The sequence below is a fragment of the Nostoc sp. genome (genome assembly GCF_036917575.1).
Lineage (GTDB): Bacteria > Cyanobacteriota > Cyanobacteriia > Cyanobacteriales > Nostocaceae > Nostoc.
In genome coordinates, this window is sequence record NZ_JBALDC010000073.1 from 20441 (window position 1) to 37671 (window position 17231).

At 38.7% G+C, this 17231-nt stretch carries 14 protein-coding genes and 1 pseudogene; 11 read left to right on the forward strand and 4 right to left on the reverse strand.

All coding sequences use genetic code 11. The features are described from left to right. The first annotated feature begins 221 nt into the window (after positions 1–221). The 6 genes from V7K79_RS22215 to V7K79_RS22235 all read left to right on the forward strand — a co-directional run bounded on the left by V7K79_RS22215 (position 222) and on the right by V7K79_RS22235 (position 7458). Entirely contained in the window at positions 222–572 is a 351-nt protein-coding gene (locus tag V7K79_RS22215; RefSeq protein ID WP_335050469.1) for a beta/gamma crystallin-related protein, read from the forward strand. Between the two features lie 311 nt (positions 573–883). Beyond that, the gene (locus tag V7K79_RS22220; protein WP_335050471.1) at positions 884–1228 is read left to right on the forward strand and encodes a beta/gamma crystallin-related protein; all 345 of its coding nucleotides are present in this window, start codon (positions 884–886) and stop codon (positions 1226–1228) included. Between the two features lie 621 nt (positions 1229–1849). Beyond that, positions 1850–2113, forward strand: a complete 264-nt coding sequence (locus V7K79_RS30060; protein WP_442938964.1) for a beta/gamma crystallin-related protein — start codon at positions 1850–1852, stop codon at positions 2111–2113. Between the two features lie 261 nt (positions 2114–2374). Next, positions 2375–4567, forward strand: coding sequence for a peptidase domain-containing ABC transporter (locus tag V7K79_RS22225; protein WP_335050473.1), 2193 nt, complete (start codon positions 2375–2377; stop codon positions 4565–4567). 458 nt (positions 4568–5025) lie between these two features. Continuing rightward, entirely contained in the window at positions 5026–5391 is a 366-nt protein-coding gene (locus V7K79_RS22230) for a beta/gamma crystallin-related protein (protein WP_335050475.1), read from the forward strand. A gap of 564 nt (positions 5392–5955) precedes the next feature. Further along, a complete protein-coding gene (locus V7K79_RS22235) occupies positions 5956–7458 on the forward strand; it encodes an HlyD family efflux transporter periplasmic adaptor subunit (RefSeq protein ID WP_335050477.1) in 1503 nt (500 codons plus the stop codon). Between the two features lie 49 nt (positions 7459–7507). On the opposite strand, the gene V7K79_RS22240 is transcribed toward V7K79_RS22235, so the two are convergent. The 3 genes from V7K79_RS22240 to V7K79_RS22250 form a co-directional block, all read right to left on the reverse strand. Beyond that, positions 7508–9895 carry a CHASE2 domain-containing protein gene (locus tag V7K79_RS22240; RefSeq protein ID WP_335050479.1) on the reverse strand — a complete coding sequence of 796 codons (2388 nt, stop codon included), beginning with the start codon at positions 9893–9895 and terminating at the stop codon, positions 7508–7510. A 301-nt stretch (positions 9896–10196) separates the two neighbouring features. Continuing rightward, the gene (locus V7K79_RS22245) at positions 10197–11405 is read right to left on the reverse strand and encodes a DUF1822 family protein (protein WP_335050481.1); all 1209 of its coding nucleotides are present in this window, start codon (positions 11403–11405) and stop codon (positions 10197–10199) included. Between the two features lie 25 nt (positions 11406–11430). After that, a complete protein-coding gene (locus V7K79_RS22250; RefSeq protein WP_335050483.1) occupies positions 11431–12621 on the reverse strand; it encodes a sigma-70 family RNA polymerase sigma factor in 1191 nt (396 codons plus the stop codon). Positions 12622–13232: 611 nt separating this feature from the next. On the opposite strand from V7K79_RS22250, the gene V7K79_RS22255 reads away from it, so the two are divergent. Both V7K79_RS22255 and V7K79_RS22260 read left to right on the forward strand, forming a co-directional pair. Continuing rightward, positions 13233–14111, forward strand: a complete 879-nt coding sequence (locus tag V7K79_RS22255) for a phosphodiester glycosidase family protein (RefSeq protein ID WP_335050485.1) — start codon at positions 13233–13235, stop codon at positions 14109–14111. A 165-nt stretch (positions 14112–14276) separates the two neighbouring features. After that, a complete protein-coding gene (locus V7K79_RS22260) occupies positions 14277–14588 on the forward strand; it encodes a threonine dehydratase (protein ID WP_335050487.1) in 312 nt (103 codons plus the stop codon). A 160-nt stretch (positions 14589–14748) separates the two neighbouring features. On the opposite strand, the gene V7K79_RS22265 is transcribed toward V7K79_RS22260, so the two are convergent. Next, positions 14749–14958 (reverse strand): hypothetical protein, encoded by a 210-nt coding sequence (locus V7K79_RS22265; protein ID WP_322716912.1) that lies wholly within the window; start codon positions 14956–14958, stop codon positions 14749–14751. A gap of 388 nt (positions 14959–15346) precedes the next feature. Here V7K79_RS22265 and V7K79_RS22270 point away from each other — a divergent pair, with 388 nt between their 5' ends. From V7K79_RS22270 to V7K79_RS30065, 3 genes and pseudogenes are all read left to right on the forward strand, one after another. Next, complete coding sequence (locus V7K79_RS22270; protein ID WP_335050489.1) at positions 15347–16396, forward strand: adenosine deaminase; 1050 nt, start codon at positions 15347–15349, stop codon at positions 16394–16396. A gap of 344 nt (positions 16397–16740) precedes the next feature. After that, a complete protein-coding gene (locus V7K79_RS22275) occupies positions 16741–16941 on the forward strand; it encodes a hypothetical protein (protein WP_335050491.1) in 201 nt (66 codons plus the stop codon). A gap of 15 nt (positions 16942–16956) precedes the next feature. Beyond that, positions 16957–17142 (forward strand): annotated as a pseudogene (locus tag V7K79_RS30065) (redoxin domain-containing protein); the annotation flags it as partial. Positions 17143–17231 lie beyond the last annotated feature (89 nt).

Genomic DNA, 17231 nt, shown 5'->3' on the forward strand with positions numbered 1-17231 from the left:
CCAATTAACAATCAGGAGGTAAAGCCAGCCAAAAACGCCTGATTTCTAGCAGTGAATAAAATCATGTCACTACTACCAATTAAAAATCAGGAGGCAAAGCCAAAAACCTCTGATTCCCAGCTGTGAATAAACCAATCTCACTGCTACCAATTAAGAATTAGAAGGAAGAAAACAAGCTTCTCTTCAGTTCAAACCCAAATTTACAACTCAGGAGAAAAACAATGTCTAACATCAACAACCACGGAGTAGATATGAATAACGATGTACTTTTTCAAGAACTCAACTGTGAAAAAGCTGCTACCATTCAAGGTGGTGCTTCAGCGCAAGTATTTACGGATGCAAATTTCTCAGGAACTGCTTCAAATGTTTTGGATTATGACGTACCTCTTTTCACTTTTAACGATCAAATATCATCGATTAAAGTGTATTCTGGGGAGTGGGTGTTTTGGTCAGATGCTAACTATAGTGGTTCAGGTCTAATTTTGGGGCCAGGAGAATATTCTAACCTCCAAAATTTAAATGGAGGGGTATATAATGATGTCATCTCATCAGCAAAAATAAACGTTCAATAATGACGAACAACCCAACAGAAGCTAAACTATGTTGGGTTATGCAGAGCGTAATCCAACATAGTTTAACAACGACAAAATATCTTTCTTATATCGTGTCGTGTAAAGTTGGCTTTCCTTGGATCTATTGCCTTTCAAGTTTTACGTTGCGGGTTGAACTACCTATTAAGAATCAGTCAGGTTAGCAAGCCGGAAAGAACTCTGATTCCCACAGTGAATAAAATTTAATCACTGCTACCAATTAAGAATTAGAGTCAAGGCAAACCAGCGATTACCTTCAGTTCAAACACAATCTGAAACTCAGGAGAAAAACAATGTCTAACATCAACAACCAAACCCAAGACCTTTACAGCATCGAAGCTGTGCAAGACCTTTCCCATGAAAGTGCTGCTGCTATTTCTGGCGGTGCTGATTTAGAACTCTTCGATGACGACAATTTTGGGAAGCCGTTAGTGCAGACAAACGATGGTACTGGAAATGTGGGCAACGATGTAAATGACCGTATTACCTCGATTATAGTCAACGCGGGTGTTTGGAGATTCTTCACAGATTCTGAATTTCGCGGTGTTTCTGCCGATTTAGGACCAGGACGTTATCCAAATATTGGTCTGGGTATACTTCCTAATGATTCAATCTCATCCTTCCAGAGGATCGGGTAAGTTGAGCTAACACTTTCAACGATCCGATCTCATCTATTGTGATTCTAGAAACTTAAGTCCTGAAAACCAAAAGAGAAAAAACGTTCTCACCTTCGCTTTTAGCTGAGTAACGCTTTTTCTGCCAGTTGTTAGGGGCGAGGTTGCTTTCGCCCCTTATTTTTTTATAGATATTTAATTTTACCACGAGATATCAGGTTGTTTTCCAACATACTCAGGAAGATTGTGGTGCTGCGGGGAGCAGAAACTCTGGGATTCCACGCTCGTTTCACCAGAGGATATTAGCAAATAAGTTAGCGAGAAAATTAAAGTTCAGATTCCTGCCCTATATACAGTTGAAAAATTAGGTTTTATTTTTATTTTCCTAAAGTAAAAAAAGAGTGTTAGAGAAGAATTTTTTGCACAAAATTCAATCCATCAGCGAGCGAATCTCATACTATTGGTAGATGTGGCGAAAAAAGAATCGATTAAGAATCAGGATGGGTTAAGAAATCAGCGATTACCTTCAGTTGAAACCCCAATTTAAAATCCAGGAGAGAAAAATGTCTAATATCAACAAGCACGGAGTAGATATGAGGTAATGATCTACTTTTTCAAGAACTCAGCTGTGAAAAGGTTGCTACCATTCAGGGCGGTTCCGCATTAGAACTTTATCAGGATACCGATTTTCAAGGGTCAATAATCTTTACAGATAGTAGTTATTCTTATGTCGGTAACCTGAATAATGACCAAGTATCCTTAATTGTTGTTAACGAAAGAATTTGGACATTCTATGCAGATGCCAACTTTCAGGGCATGATAATTACTCTTGGTCGTAGAACATATTCTGATGCTAGAACCCTTAATATTGGTAACGACACAATCTCATCTTTCTTGCGTATAGCCTAGAGTGAGATTGACTACAACTTTTATAGGCATTTTGTCTACATAGCAAAACTGCCTCAAAGTATAATTTTTTGAAGCAGTTATGGCAGTATTCATTCTAGAAATTGCTTCTTTGTCACTGCTAGCAATTAAAAATCACAAGGTAAATCTAGTGATTTTTGTCTAGAGTTCAAAGCTGGCTCAGAAATTTATATTTTGAGGCGGTTAAATATTCGTATTGATCTGTTTTGCCTCTACGGCATCAAAAACTTTAGTAATTTAACTATGAAATACTACAGCGTACTGCAACACAGTGAAGAAGACTGTGGTGCAGCAAGCCTAGCCACAGTAGCCAAACACCACGGACGCACCTTTACCCTCAACCGCGTGCGAGAAGCAGTAGGCACAGGAGCGCGGGGAACCACACTACTAGGTTTGAGACGCGGAGCAGAAACTCTAGGATTCCATGCTCGTCAAGTTCAAGCCACCGCACAACTACTAGAAAAATTAAATGAAGTTCCCTTGCCTGCCATCATTCATTGGAAAGGCTACCACTGGGTAGTACTATACGGGCTAAAAGGGAAAAAATATGCGATCTCTGACCCCGCAATTGGTATCCGTTATCTCAGCTTAAAAGAGTTAATGGCCGGTTGGAGTAATGGTGTAATGCTGCTGTTGATGCCAGACGACAGCCGCTTCTATGAGCAAGCAGAAGATAAAATTGGCGGTTTTGGGCGCTTTTTTGCCCGGATATTGCCCTATCGTAACCTTCTGATTCAGGCGATCGCCATCAACTTTGCGATCGGGCTATTGTCCCTCGCCTCCCCTTTAATGATGCAACTCCTCACCGATGACGTGCTAGTACGAGGAGATACCCAACTGCTAACAACAGTAGCAATTGGCGTTATTGCCATGAACTTAATTCAAAGTGCCATTGGTTTGGTACAAGCTCACCTGATTGGTCATTTTGGTCAACGGTTGCAATACGGGCTAATTCTAGAATACGGCAGAAAACTGTTGCGCTTACCTTTATCATATTTTGAAGCACGTCGCAGTGGAGAAGTCGTTAGCCGGATTGCTGATGTTCATACCATCAATAATCTCGTTTCTCAAATTGTCCTTGGTTTACCCAGTCAATTTTTTGTGGCTCTGGTTTCCTTGGGTTTCATGCTTTTCTATAGTTGGGAACTTACTCTCGCTTCCGTCGCCGCCTTTGTCATTGTCACAGGAGTCAACCTACTTTTTCTTCCTGCCTTACGCCAGAAAACCCGCAGCCTCATCGTTAAAGGTACGGAAAATCAAGGCTTTTTAGTCGAAACCTTTCGCGGTGTTCAAGTCCTGAAAACTACCCAAGCAACTCCGCAAGCTTGGCAAGAGTATCAGACAAATTTTGGTCGCATTGCAAACTTAGGCTGGACTACGATGAAGTTGGGGCTTTACAGCAGCACAGTCACGAATATTCTTTCCAAATTGACGAGTATTGGCATACTCTGGCTAGGTTCTAGTTTAGTGATTAATCAGACATTATCCATCGGTCAACTGCTGGCGTACAGTGGTATGAGTGGTAGCTTTCTTGGGTTTTTAGCATCAGTAGTCGGGCTAATCGATCAATTTATCACTGCTCAAATTGTCGTTCAACGCTTGACAGAAGTGATAGATTCTACGCCAGAAGATGAAAATGACTTTAAAAAACCTTGGGCAGAAATTCCAGGTAACGTAGATATTATTTGTTCTCAAATTAACTTTCATCATGCTGGTAGAACTGACCTGTTAGAAAATTTTTCTTTAACTATCCCTGGTGGTCAAGTAATAGCCTTAATCGGTCAATCAGGCTGTGGTAAAAGTTCCCTTGGTAAATTAATTACTGGTTTGTATAAAGTCCAATCTGGTAACATTCGTTATGGTTTATACAATCAGGAAGACTTATCTTTAGAATGTTTGCGACAGCAAGTCGTATTAGTTCCCCAAGAACCTCATTTTTGGAGTCGTTCGATTGTGGAAAATTTTCACTTCAGTTATCCCAATATTAGTTTTGAGGAAATAGTCAAAGCTTGCCAAATTGCTGGTGCAGATGAATTTATTAGTAAATTACCGGATAAATATCAAACTATTTTAGGCGAATTTGGTGCAAATATTTCTGGTGGACAAAGGCAGAGATTAGCTATAGCTAGAGCAATTGTAACTGACCCACCTATATTAATTTTAGATGAATCTACAGGCGCTCTTGACCCAGTAAGTGAAACCCAAGTTTTGGATAGATTACTTAATCACCGTCAAGGTAAAACTACAATTATGATTAGCCACCGTCCTCAAGTTATCAAAAGGGCTGATTGGATTGTGCTGCTTAAAGATGGGCACTTAAAAATTCAAGGAACCCCAGATGAATTACGTCATACTCCTGGAGAGCATTTAAGCTTTATTAATGAGATTTCTCCTTCTACAAATGGTCTTAAATCTTCTTTAGTTATTCAGAATTAGTTAATAGTTATTATATTTTATATCTACTCATAATCTAGTCTTTTTAGAGGACTCAAGCCTCATGAAAAAGACTAGATTCTCTTGCAAACTGAGTTAACTAAAGTGACGGAATTGCCAGGAATTAAACTTTTGTAAGTTTTGTAACAAGTGAATTTTGTTTGTGCTTATTTAGTAATATGAAAACATAACTCAGGACAGTAGACGGAAACCTTTTTTAATTTCATGAAATAATGCGAGTTTTAACGAATATTTCTGTGGCTGACCAGAGCGATCGCTAATAGCAAAAAAGCCCATCTACAACCCGATTGCTCAAAAAGCAGATTCTGGGAGAATTTCAACAAATGGTGTTTTTTAGCTCAAATAATCGGCTGGTAAGTCTTTTAAAAAACTTTTCAGTCTACTGCTGGAGTTATGCAATGCCAAAAAAAGAAGTATTCACACTTAGTTAGGAGAAAAAAATGAAAAAGAACTGCTTTGAAGCAATTTCTGGCATCAAAGAACTTAATGATGAAGATGCTGCTATCTGTAGTGGTGGTGTGGCCTATACTGGGAGCAACGACCCAGATGTAATTTTGTATAGAGATGTACAATTCGGCGGCGGTAATCCTCTGGGGGTTAATGCATCACCAGGTGATGGTCTTACCTACGTTGGTGATGATTTCAACGATATAACCTCATCTCTTGTCATTATTCGGGGTAAATGGCAGTTCTATAGAGACGCCGACTTTACGACGTTTCAGACCACTCTGGGGCCAGGAATATACGCTGTTCCCCCAAAAGGTATTGCAAACGACAGTCTAAGTTCCCTCTATCGTGTGAGCTAATCAGCATTTAAGTTGCATAAAACCAAGGCTAAAACCCTTACTGCAACCGAATCAGTCTGGAAAAATGAATGACGATTAGCTTAGGATAGGTTTAATTATGATGTCCGGGTAATTAACCATAATACCCGGAACCCCACCCCGCAAAAGCTGCGCTTTAGCTCCCCTCCCCTCTTGTAGGGCTACGGTGTATACACAAGTCTGAAATAGCTTACTCGCCTGGTTTTTCGCGTTAGTTTTACCCCACCCTAACCCTCACGCCACTTGCTTCAAGTCGGCAGAGCCGCCCAACGCAGTGGCTCCCCTTATAAAGGGGAGGGAACAAGATTTCTTATTTCCCCCTTTATAAGGGGGGATTAAGGGGGGTAATTCGACTAGTGTGTACACCGTAGCCTCTTGTGGGGAGGGGTTGGGGAAGGAAGGAACTCCAAAAGAATTACGTCATATTCCTAGAGAGCATTTAAGCTTTCTTGATGATATTTATCCTGAAAAGAATGGTTTTAAATCTTCTTTGGCTATTCAGAATTAGTTAATGGTTATTGAAAATTTTCTATCTACTCAACACTGATGATTAGTAACTCTCAAAAAAATTTTTTACCCTTAGTTCAAGACAACGAGTTTCTCCCACCAATTAGTCGTTGGACTACATTTGGCGGACTATTTATCGTGTTTGTGTTGTCGTTAGCTGTTCCTGTGGCTGCGGTTGCTAAATATAAAGTTACGGTCAAAGGTCAAGCTGTTGTCCGTCCTGCGGGTGAATTGCCAATTGTACAGGCGGCGACAGAAGGACAGGTAATGCAGATTTACGTCAAAGAAAATCAAACACTGCGAAAAGGAGATACAATTGCTACTATTGATGACTCTCGATTGCAAACCAAAAAAAACCAGCTGCAAACCAATATTCAGCAAGCTAGGTTACAACTAATTCAAACCGTTCCCCAAATTAATGCAATCGATAGTCAAATTCGAGCCGAAAGCGATCGCACCAATCGGACTATCGCCTCTGCTAAAGCTGAATTGCAAGGACGCGATCGCGATCATCAAGACAAAAAAATTACCAGTATCACTGAACTTCAAGAAGCATCAGCCAATGTCAAAATGGCTCAAGAAGAATTATATGCAGGGCAGGCACAGTTGCAATCAGCATTAGCTAATCTCCACGCAACTGAGGCGGCTTTAGGAGCAGCGACATCAAAGCAAAGCCGATATGAAAGTGCTGCTAAACAAGGGGCATTATCCCGCGACCAACTAGAAGAAGTACAGCTGGCTGTGAAACAACAGGAACAAGCTGTAGAGGCGCAAAAAGCAACTTATAAAGCCCAAGAAAAAACAAATGAACGGTTAAAACAAGCTGTTAATGGGGCTATTGCTAAACGCGATCGCGCTCAAGTAGCTCTTAACCCAAGCAATGCAGAGGTAACAATGGCGACTGAACGCATTGCTCAAGAAAAAGCCTCTGGGGAAGTAAATAAAGCATCCTTAGAAAGAGAACTTCAAGCACTTATAAAACAGAAAATCGAAACGGAAAAACAATTAGAGCGCGATACTAGCGAATTCAAGCAAGCTGAAATTGACCTGAAGCAAACTACTATTACGGCTACAGCAGACGGGATTATTTCCAAGCTAAATTTAAGAAACCCTGGTCAAACTCTCCGGGCTGGGGAGGAAGTTGTCCAAATAGTTCCTAGTCATGCACCTTTAGTTATTAAAGCAGCTGTCGGTTCTGAGGAAAAAGGTAAGATAAAAGTCGATCAAAAGGTGCAAATGCGAGTTAGTGCTTGTCCTTATCCTGATTACGGTACTCTCAATGGCGTAGTCAAAGCGATTTCCCCGGATGCTGTTAGTTCGCAAAAAAATGATGCAGATGCTGATACGAACTCTATGCCAAAAGCAAGTGCTGTAGGTGCTTTTTATGAAGTCACAATTGAACCAGAGAAACTTGCTTTAGGTCGCAGTACAAAAAAATGTGAAATTCAATTGGGTATGGATGGCAGAGTTGATATTATTACCCGCGAAGAAACTGTGCTGCAATTTGTGCTTCGTAAGGCAAGATTAATGACAGATTTTTGAGATCGTCAATCGCCAAATTGACGTTAACTTTCAGTTATAAAGGAAAATTTTATTCAACTAAGGGTTGTGAAATCGTGAAAAATTCCTGACGGCGTTGAATCAACACTACAACAACACCGCTTCCAACCACAGCAAAGGCAGAAGGAATAAATGGCAACCATAACCCTTGTTTTAAAAGAGCGATCGCACAAACTCCATATAATATGACAACCGTCACAAAGATAGCGCATCTTTTATGTGAGAGCGATCGCACCTGCCAAATAATCAGACTCGCAACTACAGACCAGCCGCATATCAAAAGAATATCGCCCCAGTAAGGCAAAACCCAAAGAATTGGACGTTGGTCTAAAACTGCACTCAAAATTTGGCTAACCATTTGCGCTTGTATAAATACCCCTGGTATTTCTTGGTAATCTTGCTGTGCAGTACTGTAGGGAGTTGACCAAGTATCGCTAACAGTGTTAGCTGTCACTCCAATGATAACTACCTTATCTTTAAGTAGATCAGGATTAACTTTATTACTCAATATATCTTCAAGGGAAACTTTTTGATAATCAGTATTACGGTAATTGATAAGTATTTGATTTCCACCTAAATCAATTTTTTTTTGATAGCCACCACTGCGACCAAATTTTAAGCGGTTAAATACTTTAGAGCCAAACTGTACATAATCTTCATTAAATTTAATTTGAATCTTTTCCTCATATAAGTAATGAGCAGCTAATAGCAACGAAAGCGAATTAGTTGTTGTACAAGTCGAAGAAGGTTCTGGTGGCAACCTCAAAATTTGGCGACGGACAATACCATCTGGGTCTTGAATTACATCAGTAAAACCCTGACGTTCTACAGGTACTTCTTTCGGAGGTTTAACACCTTGAGGGTCATATTTACTATCGGGTATTTTGCAGGGAACAATAACATTCTCTTTGCTAATTTCTGTAGAAAGTTTTATTGGTTGTAACTTATTCTGGGGATCGGGAAAGTCTCTATAAATATCCAGTCCAACAATTTGCGGTTGATACTTTTGTAATTTGTTGAGCAATTTAGCTAACGTATTATCAGAAATGGATTTCATTCCTTTGGTCGTCTCTTGTCGTGATTGAATATCTTTTTCAGTAATTTCTACAATTATCAACCTTGGATCTGGGTCTTCTTTGGGTCGCAACCGTAGCATTTGATCAAAACTTTGCAGTTCGATTTTCTCAAAGATTCCCACATATCTCAAACCTACTGTTGAAATAACTACAATAAAAGTACTAAATAATACAGTCCAAAGTTGGAATTTTGGTGTTGCAATTTTACCTTTTGTCGAAACTTCTCCGACAAATTTGGTATCAGCAAAATTACCGCATAGTTCTTGCCACGTAGTAGGATCAGTTGTGGGATTTTGATAGATAACTGGCAACCAACTGGCACAAGGAAATTCATTTTCCAGTCCTTGAAGTCTTTCTCGAGCTTCTCGCACAGCTAAGTAAAATGGTTTGCTATTTGCAAAGGCGGTAAGAAAGTTTTTGAAAAATTCCTGTGCTATTAAATCTGGTACTTTTTCCCGCATTACAATCATTTGGGGAATGTTTAAATCAGCTAAATTTCGTCCTAAACCAATTCCGTCACAAGAATTGAAAATTGCTAGTTTCAAACCGCGTCTAATTGCTGTCTTCAGTCCATTTTTCAACTGCGAAATTGTTAAACTTTCTGTTTTATTGATACAAATTTTTCCAATTTCTCCGTCAGCAAGACTAGTGCTATGTCCAGCGAAAAATAGAATGTCCCACTCATGATTCCATAGATACTCGTCAAGTGTTTGCCGTGTTGGTTCTATAAGAAAGGTGGTTTTAGCATCTGTTAAATTTTGTAATAAAGAGGCGTCTTTATCAATATCAATACCAACTCGATTGCCTAAAATTGCCAAAATTTGGACTTTATCTGTAGGAGATTTTTGTAATAACTGAGGAGATTTATACTCATGATTGCTTAAAGCTAATTCTGCTTTTGGGTAATCTTCAAAAAAATGCCATAGATGCCAAGGCAGGCGATGTAGTAGAACTATATTTGTTTCAATAACGACTCTAATTTCATCATTACGACTAAGTAGAGTTCGCAACTGCCGTTCAATATTCTGAAATGATTCAAATTTTAACCAACCATTGATATTTACTTGTAGCTGTTGACATACTTCATTGAAGTCATTGATAGAAATATTGGTTATGTCTTGCGAATGTACTTTTATACGGTGATTGCTACCCAGGCGTTGATGAACTGCTGCGTAGAGGAACTGCCATCTGTGGTAGAGTTCTCTTAGTTCTGGTGCTGGCGGTAGACTCCCTATTAATTTCACGGGTACAAATTGGTTATGACACCAAAGTTGAGCCGTGACAACAGGAAATCCTTGATTTAAATCTCCTCCCAAGAAGCTGAAGACAACTAGCTTACTCATAAGTTAAGTGGACTTTGCCATTCGTGATTAACTAATGACTAATCAACAGGGAGCATTCTACTTATGCAAAAAGACCAAAGGAAAGTGTAGTGTAAGAACTACACAAGACAAATTTAGGCTAAATCTATGACCTTCGAGGAAAAACAACGTTTACAAGCCGCCGCAAAAGAAATCGCATCATTTGTGTATAAAAATACACTATTAAGATAATAAAAAACTTTGGTCAACTCGCTATTTGATATTATTGTATAAGTAGGATACTCCCAATCAACACCAATTTGACACTGCTGGCTCCTAATAACTAAATTATAAAATTTTCTGTTATTTGATAATTATTCAGATCAATCTGGATGCTGAAACATTCTTCTACTTCCCCATAAAAGAGTTTTAATTGCACGTAGATATCTTGAATTCTTGCTTGTACTTGTTGAAGTATTTCCCCTCGATCTGAAAGTAAAATTAGCTTGATATTAGGAGGTAGGTAAAGTTGATTACAAACTGGATGTAACTGCACGCGAATCCTAACTTGTTGATTAGCCTCTAATATTAAGGCAACTAATAAAATAACTTTTTGAGTCTCTATTTCTATTCCCAAGTCAATCAGCTTGGCGCGTTTGATAGCGATAGTATTTAACCCAGAATAAGTGCGGAAATTAAAAGCTAGGCTACTGGAGTTTGGCTCAAAAAAAGTCTCTATAGCTTGCCAAGAAGCATCGTAAATCTGCTCCAGCCAACGACTGAGATCCACTCGTACTTGTGAAAATTGCGTTGGTGCAGCCTGTTGTCGTAGATATCGCAGCCTTTCTTGGTGCAAACGCTGCCGCCACTGCTCATTTTCTAATAGCACTCCCCAGGTTGTAAATGGCACTGCAAGTCTCAGAAATGTTACAGAGGAATTACTTAACCGTTGCACAATATTTTCTGCTTGAACATTCGATAATTTTGGTAGTGGAGCGATCGCAGCTTTCATTTCCTCTGTTCCACAAAATTGGTAGGTCATCCAAAAAGCATTAAGGTCTTTAATTAAGTGCCGTACATCTATACAATAAGTTCTATCTACTTGGTCATAGTCTGCTAGTGATTTAAGTTCACGATGGCTTATATAGCTCCAAATTCTTACCCACTCCCCATCTGGTGTAACTTGCACTGCTAAATAATAGTCTGCTGCCCAACTGGGAATGTCTACCCATTCTTGAGGAACTTCTAATTCGCTATCATCAATTGCCTCGCTGGGAATTAAAACGACTCGCTTTTCCTTTAACAAAATTGCTGTGCCATTGACAAATTCCCAAAAAGCAGGAATACCAGGGGAACTGTGCCAGATACTTGCTTCTGGAACATATTCAGCTTTTACCCAATTCAAAAACCCATGAAGGCAAATTTGATTCATGTAAGCACGCCAGCGACTGCTAGGTGTGGCGTATATTTGGCTTTCTTGCCAACAACTTGTCTGTAATGATGGTGATATTTCTAACAATAGTTCCTGCGGTTCTGTAAAAGTGGAAGTCATTTTTACTACCTCATTTTTCATAGCGTCAGCGATATTCTCCATACTTAACTTTCAACCATTCTTCCAAAGCACTACTCATATCATTAACTAGGTTGGAAGTCACAGAAATATTAAGCGTGTCTTGACTCCATTCGAGCAATGCTTTCAGCATTGATTCTCTACATTTGATCAGACGGCGAGAAACAGTAGGCTGACTCATTTGTAGGCGTTCTACAATCTGTGGCTGAGTTAACCCCTGTTGATAGTAAAGTTTAAGTATTTCCTGGGTTTTTACCTCAAAAGTTTGTAAAGTTTTTAACAAAATAGCCTCAATCTGAAATTGTTGATTTTGTTGGTTTTGGGCATCCTCTTGGGCTATCATCTGAGCAATTAATGAGTCAGATAATGGATCTGGCAAATCAAAAGTTGTTGTGGAATCATCTTCTGATATCGCTGCATTTAGAGAACTAACAGGTGGATACAAATAACCACGCACGTAGACAGCTGCTTGAGTTAACCACTGTCCAATTTTCTCTCTAGTACATTGTGAAGTAGGTTGAGTTAACTGATTTTGGCGTTCGCGGTTGTAGAGGTTGACAATAGCTTCCCAAAGTTGGGGTTCTGGTTCTGGTAGTGACTTTGTGCCACCTGGTTGGTTTTGAACATACAGTTCTTTGAAACAAGTCCAAGCTAGTCGATATTGGGCAATTAGAATAGGTGATAATCCAGCTTGAGCTAAAGCTTCTAATAACTGCTTTTTGCTTACTTTGCGTAACAATGCCCAATTTGTGCAAATATCAGCTTCTTTGCGTTGGCGTAAAATATCTTTTAGCCGACTGGGAACTGCTATAGTGGCATAGACTTTTAAGCTAGAGCATTTTTCTAGATTAAAGTTTTTGAGAATTGTTTCAATTTCAGCATTTGCCATTTGAAAATAATCTGCTAGGCTATGTTGACTATTTGTGAATTTGGCAATTGTTTTTTTAGCAGCCCAATAATTTGATTCTTGTAAATAAGCAGATAAATGCATTTTAGCAAGGCTATTAGATTGCTCTCGCCAGCACTTGTGCCAATGTAACGACCAAAAATTTTCTGAGTTATAAACGAATGATGAAGACTTTAAGCAATTTTGAATATTTCGATGTAGTTTGATATCAATCAACCATTTGCTGAATCTGTCTTCTTCCAACTCAATGAAGGTTGAGAACATCTCGATAATTTTTTGACGAGGATGCATAAGCAGTTAAAAATTTCAATTGATCCGAACTGAAGCAACTATCAAAGCCGTAGAAGCTTCTGTGGAGAATTGCAAGATACTAGTTTTATAATTTGCAATTCAATAGCGCACATATTTTATTTATTGATATTTTTTAAAGATAACTATACTCATATTTGCTTGAATCTAGATAATTTAGTTATTTTAATGCTAAATTGGCGTTAAAAGTGATTTTAGGTGTAGCACAAATGCGGTATAAATCGAGTAAACACTGGTTGAAAAGGTCTAGCAAGATATTATCTCTTAACTTTTTTAAAATTATCTTGCCAATTTTCGTATGTCGGAAGTGTTTATCGATTAGTAGTTGTACGCCCATACGCTCTATTTGAGTTAGAAATATAGGTTATCATCGACTCTTTTGTTTATAATTATGGGTTCAGTAGCCATAGTTGCGAACATACACTTAATTAAGTCTTTTTGGGAATATGCCTTTCGGTATACTTTTGAGTATTTACTTTTCCTAACTCCCTAAAAAATGGGTGAATCGGGAGTAATTAAAGTTAATTACTTATTTTCAGCTTAAAGTATTTTAAAAATCAACTTTTTTGATCTAACTGGAAGTGAGTTTAAAAGTGAGAAAAATCAAACTACTGGCTTTGATATTAATTAGTTTGGCAATGGTGTTGTGCTTTAATTTGCGTTTTTCAACACCGTTAATACCCATTATTGCGGCTTCACCACCAAAAACTATCCGCTACTTCGATCGCACTTTGCCCCAAGGCATCGCTCACATCCTGTTGATTCCAGCTAATAGCAAATTTTTGGTGACTCCTGCACTATCACAGAAGGTAGGCACTGTAGAAGAATTTGCCCAAAGGTATCAAGCAGTGGCTGTTTTGAATGCAGGCTTTTTTGATCCAGCTAACCAAAAAACTACATCTTATATTGTCCGACAAGGAAATTTGGTAGCCGATCCCAAGGAAAACGAGCGGCTAGTAAACAATCCCAACTTAAAACCTTATCTGGATCAAATATTCAATCGCACAGAATTTCGGCGCTACTTATGCGGGCAAACTATTCGCTATTCCATTGCTCTACACAGTCAGTCACCACCAGCAGGTTGTCAGTTAGTCGATGCTATAGGTGCTGGCCCACGCTTATTACCAGAACTCACTTTAGAAAAAGAGGGCTTTATAGACAATGCTAATAAACGAGATGCGCTTGGCAGCAACCAACCCAATGCCAGAACTGCCGTAGGTATCACCCGTGATGATAGCGTCATTTTAGTTATGGTGGCTCAAAAACCCTCGGCTCCAGCGAACTCTGGAATATCTTTGCCAGCATTAGCTGATTTGATGAAAACTCTTGATGCCGATCAAGCAATGAATCTGGATGGGGGAAGTTCGTCTTCGCTTTATTACAATCGGAAAACTTTTTATGGCAAGGTTGATTTGCAGGGAAATTTTATCAAGCGTCCTGTGAAGTCGGTTTTGCTGGTTCAGGAAAAGTAGGGGTTGTGGGAATTGATAACAGACAGCGAAGCGCGAGGCTATTGCCATATCAAACGTAAGTAATAGTTGAGCTATACCTACCTACTGGTAGATTTTTGCCATATCCTCAATTCCTGAATCCGAATTGAGTCACAATGGTAATATGCAATCATTGAAGGTACTGTTATGCTTCGTCTAACTCAAATTATTCGGAACTTGTTCCTTCGTTTTGAAGGCTTGTTTGGTGTTTTATTCCAAAGTATTTCTAATTTTTTCGGAAATTTATTTGGTTTTTTTGCCAAATTTTTCGGATTCTCTCAGTCTGGTTATTTCTTGGAATCCGATCAGGTGCAAGGCGTAAAGCAAGCTTCAACTAAACGGCCAATTGAAACGAATCGAGATAACACTGCTAAAATACCTGCCACTAACCGTCGTCGTTCTAATGCCAAACTTGACGACTATTACCTCAACATGGCTCGTAATGTGAAAAAGAACTAAAAAAGCCATCAAATGGAAGGTAGTTTAGTAATAAACTGTTCCACCTTTAACTTGCATAATCAGGGCAAGCAAGACTTTAGCACCTTTAACAAAAATTTTGTCCAGTTTGAGGCTGGACATTAGCTATAAATCTTTTTGAACTTGAATGTTTAGTTAGTTTCTAACTTACCAAATCAACTAAGGCGTTGCTTTGGAAGCGGACTATAGATGAAACTGAGCAACCGCGATAATTCTCAGAAGTGAATACTGATAGTGTGATATTAGCTTGACCTGGATCTAAAATGCGTTTTACCTTGCAGATTTGCATTTTATTGTTGCAGTAAGCAATAATCCGATCGCCAGCCTTGACTTCCAATGCTTGAATTTTCAATTAATACCAACCTTGCCAATAATTTGCTTTGTTAAAGGAAAAATATATTGCTATATCTTATTCGCTTAACAATAGCAATGTTATTTTAGTTTAGCACAAAAATAAAAGTTATTAATGCTATCAATTTCATCTTAATAATGTCAAGTTTATTAATGCTGCAAATAATAGTGCAGGAGGTAGGAGGCAGAAATTTGTCTGTTGCTATCAACCCTATCTAATTACCAGCCACCAAATCGTTTGGGCAGTTTATCGGTCGGAGTATTTATTGAAATCCAGATGAAGGTAAACCTCTGCTCCAAAGAAGTTGGAGCTAAATTTTTTTGATGGAAGATTTTTCTCTCAATGTTTTTGTTACAATCATTGAACTTTTATATCTAAAAATACCACTATGGCTTTATATGCTGAATTACATAGACATCTAGGCGGCTCAGTTGTACCACGAGTTTTATGGCGATATTTCGAGCGACATTCTACGGAGTTAATTTCCCGCTTTGCTGACTATTCAGATTTTGAAGATTTTTATACCCGCCCACGTAACACCCTAGATGAGTATCTAGAATTACACACCTTGGTAGAAAGCGTGCAAACTGTGGAAACTTTGCCTTACTTTATCTACCGCTTGGTACGGGGTGCTTACATATTTGAAAATTTGGCTTATCTAGAACTGCGCTATACTCCTTATTTGCGGACACCTGAGCATCTGAGTCAATCCGAAAGAATTGACAAGATGGCAGAAATTGTGCGAGTCGTAGGACTTGCCAGCCACCAGCCAGAATATCCGATTGTTACTAGCCAAATTCTCTGTATGCACACGCGCCTACCTTATGAAGTGAACAAGGCGATTGTTGATTTGGCAGCGCAAAATCAACAGTATGTCTGTGCAGTAGATGTAGCCGGAGGTGGTAGTTGTTACGCCGATCGCTTAGAAGAATGGATTAGCTTATATGATTATGCGCGATCGCTAGGCATTAACACCACGGGACATCTATATGAAACCACCGCTAGTTGTTACCCAGAACTGTTACCATATTTGATGCGAATTGGTCACGGCATTCAAATTCCCTTACTATATCCAGAACTACTTAATGATGTGGCTAAACGCGGACAATGTTTGGAAGTTTGTCCGACAACTTATCTCAAAACTGGAACTTTGCAAGATATACGTCAACTCAAATTAGTTTTTGACCGTTGTCTTGATGCTGGGGTTGATATTGCTATCTGTACTGATAATGCTGGATTGCACAATGTGCGTCTACCGTTTGAGTATGAAAATCTTTTGACTTACAACATTATTAGTTTTGAACAACTACAAGCTTGTCAAGATGCAGCTTTCCGTCATGCTTTTGCTTGGCCTTACAGTCAACCTCCTGCATCACTGTTGAACGGCTTGCTCAAACCTGAACCAGCTAAAATTTTGTCCATGAGAGATACTAATTAACGAGCGCCTAAAGATATTCATAAAGTCAGGTGAGCGAATGTTAATTAATGTTGCAATTACTAATTTTTACTGATCCTATAGAAAAAATTGTAATGCATAATAGATATCTTACAAAATTAATGTTTTAAAAATAAAACCACAAACCTACACTGATAAATTATCTGTGTAGGTTTGTGGTTTATTCTTTGCTGAGAAACTATTATTGCTATAATATCAGGCTGGGATAATTAATTTTTTGTAATGCAAATCCAAGGGTCTATTTTTATTATTTCAGTAAATTCACTGCAACAGTATTTATCTAGAAAGGTACATAAAAGTCTAAGTTAACTTTCAGGAAAATTACGATGAATTTTATAGAATCTATCAAAAACGAGCTAATTTATTCAGGGATAATTGATCAAGCTTTAAAGGTAGGAGATATTATTCCTAATTTCATTCTACCTAATGCTTTGAGTCAACCAGTAGAATTACAAAAATTACTATTTAATGGCCCTGTAGTTATTTCCTTTTTTCGAGGTTCTTGGTGTCTTTTTTGTAACTTGTAACTAGCAGGACTCCAACAAGCATTACCTGCAATTAAAACATTAGGAGCATCAGTAATAGCTATTTCACCTCAAAATAATCGTCATACCATATCAACTGTAGAAAAACATGAGCTAACTTATGAAGTATTGAGCGATCGCAGCAACATAATTGCTCGTCAATTTGGGATTGTGTTTCAAATCCCGCAGTATCTAAGACCGTAAGGATTCAGGTGGCAGAGTATTGACAAAGGGGACACTTGAGGGGGAATATCGCAAATATGAACCAAAACCTGCCTCAAGAATTAGAGCCA

What these genes read in the sequence shown, in the direction of transcription:
- V7K79_RS22215 (WP_335050469.1), top strand. Translation starts at nt 222, where the DNA reads ATGTCTAACATCAACAACCACGGAGTAGATATGAATAACGATGTACTT.
- V7K79_RS22220 (WP_335050471.1), top strand. Translation starts at nt 884, where the DNA reads ATGTCTAACATCAACAACCAAACCCAAGACCTTTACAGCATCGAAGCT.
- V7K79_RS22225 (WP_335050473.1), top strand. Translation starts at nt 2,375, where the DNA reads ATGAAATACTACAGCGTACTGCAACACAGTGAAGAAGACTGTGGTGCA.
- V7K79_RS22230 (WP_335050475.1), top strand. Translation starts at nt 5,026, where the DNA reads ATGAAAAAGAACTGCTTTGAAGCAATTTCTGGCATCAAAGAACTTAAT.
- V7K79_RS22235 (WP_335050477.1), top strand. Translation starts at nt 5,956, where the DNA reads ATGATTAGTAACTCTCAAAAAAATTTTTTACCCTTAGTTCAAGACAAC.
- V7K79_RS22240 (WP_335050479.1), bottom strand. Translation starts at nt 9,895, where the DNA reads ATGAGTAAGCTAGTTGTCTTCAGCTTCTTGGGAGGAGATTTAAATCAA.
- V7K79_RS22245 (WP_335050481.1), bottom strand. Translation starts at nt 11,405, where the DNA reads ATGACTTCCACTTTTACAGAACCGCAGGAACTATTGTTAGAAATATCA.
- V7K79_RS22250 (WP_335050483.1), bottom strand. Translation starts at nt 12,621, where the DNA reads ATGCATCCTCGTCAAAAAATTATCGAGATGTTCTCAACCTTCATTGAG.
- V7K79_RS22260 (WP_335050487.1), top strand. Translation starts at nt 14,277, where the DNA reads ATGCTTCGTCTAACTCAAATTATTCGGAACTTGTTCCTTCGTTTTGAA.
- V7K79_RS22270 (WP_335050489.1), top strand. Translation starts at nt 15,347, where the DNA reads ATGGCTTTATATGCTGAATTACATAGACATCTAGGCGGCTCAGTTGTA.
- V7K79_RS22275 (WP_335050491.1), top strand. Translation starts at nt 16,741, where the DNA reads ATGAATTTTATAGAATCTATCAAAAACGAGCTAATTTATTCAGGGATA.